Origin of the sequence: Piscinibacter sp., from assembly GCF_050175855.1 — a bacterium.
GTDB lineage: Bacteria > Pseudomonadota > Gammaproteobacteria > Burkholderiales > Burkholderiaceae_C > Piscinibacter.
Genome location: NZ_JBFXIO010000547.1, coordinates 1 through 2,724 on the forward strand (window position 1 = coordinate 1; position 2,724 = coordinate 2,724).

General features: G+C 74.3%; 2 protein-coding genes and 1 pseudogene. All 3 read right to left on the reverse strand.

What is annotated here, in order from left to right:
* Positions 1–765: pseudogene (locus tag AB7U92_RS25500) on the reverse strand (cytochrome c3 family protein); the annotation flags it as partial.
* Positions 766–874: 109 nt separating this feature from the next.
* Complete coding sequence (locus AB7U92_RS25505) at positions 875–1,927, reverse strand: 6-bladed beta-propeller (RefSeq protein WP_428583407.1); 1,053 nt, start codon at positions 1,925–1,927, stop codon at positions 875–877.
* A partial coding sequence (locus tag AB7U92_RS25510; protein WP_428583409.1) for a hypothetical protein occupies positions 1,924–2,724 on the reverse strand: 801 nt, incomplete at its 5' end. The genes AB7U92_RS25510 and AB7U92_RS25505, both read right to left, overlap by 4 nt.

Here is a 2,724-nt window from a genome sequence, read left to right on the forward strand (position 1 = left end):
GTTGTGCGCCGCCGTCGGCGCGGCTTCCTGGAAGCGCTGCGCGCGCAGGAACTTCTGGTTGCCCTTGGACGGGTCGAGCTCGCGCACGTGCGGGTCGTGGCAGCTCGCGCACTGCACCTGGCCGGCGCCGCCGTTGCCGGTGGGTTCCAGCGGCAGCAGCGGCTTGACGCCGGGGCCGCGCAGCCCGATCACGCTGCCGCTGCCGGCCGGCCAGCGCTGCGACGCATCCACGGGGCGCAGTTCGCCGTCTCGCGCGGCCAGCGCGCTGTTGAAGGTGACCGAGATCGGATGGTCGTTGCGCAAGTCGGTGCCGAGGAAGCGTGTGAAGCCGCTGGTCACGCCCTCGCCCGCCGGCATGGTGCCGCCGGGACCGGTGCCGGTCATCGGGATCGACGCGTTGGCCGTGCCGTTGAGCACGTTGACGTTGCCGATGGCCAGCGTGCCGTCGTGGCACGACAGGCACAGCTTCGAGCTGCCGCCGGGCTGCGCGTTCAGGCCGTCGAGGATGGCCTGCGCATCCATCGACGACGAGGTGTAGGGCGTGTAGGTGGCGCCGTCGGGCACGCGGCGGTTCCACAGCGGCGCACGCATCGGTGCGCCGCCCTGGTCCTGCGTGGTGGCGCCGTGCGGCGTGTGGCAGAACACGCAGACCTCGCTGGTGCCGCCGGGCGCGGCATGGGTGGCGCCGGTGCCGCTGGTGGACAGGTTGTGCCGCGTGCCGCGCACGTCGGAGATGCGCTGCGCCAGCGCCGGCAGGGCGAGCACGGCCAGGAGCAGCAGCGCGCAGCAAGCGACCGCCGCGGAACCGGCTTTGCCGGGCCGCTGGCGGTGCCCCCTCGAGGGGGCGCGCGAAGCGCGTAGGGGGAGAGTCATTTCACCCACCCCCGAGGAACTGGAACAGCACGATGCGGCCGTTGAACATGTCGGCCACGTGCACCCGGTTCCTGCCATCGACCCACACGCCGGCGGGCAGGTAGAAGCGGCCGGTCGAGGTGCCGGTGCCGCCGATCGGCAGCAGGAACTCGCCGCGCGGCGAGAACACCAGCAGGCTGTCGTGGTACGACTCGACCACGTAGACGTTGCCCTCGGCATCGACCGACACGCCCTTGGGCCGCACCAGGTTGCCGAGGTACAGGCCGCGCTCGCCGAAGCGGCGCTGCAGCGTGCCGGCGGCATCGAACACCTGCACGCGGCTGTTCATCGTGTCGGTCACGTACAGCTCGCCGGCAGCGAAGGCGAGGTGCGTGGGGTAGTTGAACTCGCCGTCGCCGTTGCCGCGCCGGCCGAGGGTGCGCAGCAGCGTGCCGGCGTCGTCGAACACCTTGATGTCGTGCGCATAGGCATCGGCCACGAACAGCCGGCCGCCGGCCGCATCGCGCGCCACGCCCACCGGGCGCTGCAGCACCCCGCGGCCGATGCGTTGCAGCGGCTGCCCCTGTGCATCGAGCCGCACGACGACGCCCAGCTCGGCATCGGCGACGTACAGCCCGCGCTGCGGCGCCAGCGCCAGCCCGGCCGGGGCGACGAAGTTCTGCAGCTCGCCGGCGCGCTCCCACACCTGCAGCTCGCCTGCGGTCTCGTCGAACACGAACACGGCCTGGCGGCTGGTGTCGCTGACGTACAGGCGGCCGGCCTCATCGCCGATCACCGCGGCCGGGCGCTGCAGCACCACCGGCTTGTCGGCGTCGGCGCCGACCAGCCAGCGGCCCAGTGCGCGCAGCCCCGTGGCCGCCTCGCGGCGGAAGTTGGCCTCGCCGGTCAGCGTGCCGGCGTAGAGGAAGCGCGGCACCTCGGGCGCCGCCGGCCAGAGCAGCCGCTGGCCCTCCGGCGCATCTGCCATGCCGTAGTGCATCGTGCCGCGCACGGCGTCGGTGCTGGCGCAGCCGGCGAGCAGGAGCGCCGCGGCGAGGACGGTGAATCGCCTCATGGCCGGCCCTCGATCGCGAGCTGGTGGATCACCACCGAGCCGGCCACGCGGTCGCTGACGGCGAGGAATCGTTCGTCGACGGCGATGCCGCCGATCTGCTGCACGCCCAGCGCCTCGGCACCGAACACCTGCGTGTCGCGGCCGGGCGCGAGCAGCTTCACCGCGCGGTCCGCGGCGTCGACCACGAAGACCCGCGCGAAGCGGTCGGCGGCGATGGCCTGCGGCTGCTTCAGCTCGCCCTCGCCGAGCGTCGCGAGCAGCGTGCCGTCGCGGCGCAGCGCATGCACGGCGCCGCGCGCCCTGTCGAGCACGAACACGGTGTCGCCCGCCACCGCCACGCCATCGGCGCTGCGCAGATCGACCGGCAGCGAGCGCGGCAGCGCCAGGCCGCCGGCACCGCGGAACTCGATCCACTGGCGCAGGCTGTCGTCCAGCACGAGCAGTGTCGCCCCGCCATCGGCCAGCGCGAAGCCGGCGACCGATGCGGCCGCGGGGGCGGCCCGCCAGGTCTGCAGCAGCCGGCCGTCCCGCGCGAAGCGCAGCACCTGCCGCGTGATGCCGTCGAGCACCCAGGCCGAGAGATCGGGGCCGATCGCCACCGCCGTGCCGGGCGCCACCGGCGCGCCGGCCACCGGCGACAGCGTATTGAGGGCCAGGTCCTCGCGCCACAGCCGGCCGGTGCCGCTGTCGGCCACCAGCAGGTCGCTGCCGCGCAGCGCCACGGCGGTGGGCGCGAGCAGCTTTACGAAGGCGCCGGAGCCCGGCCGCGCCGGCAGGCCGAAGGCCGCTCCCGGCGG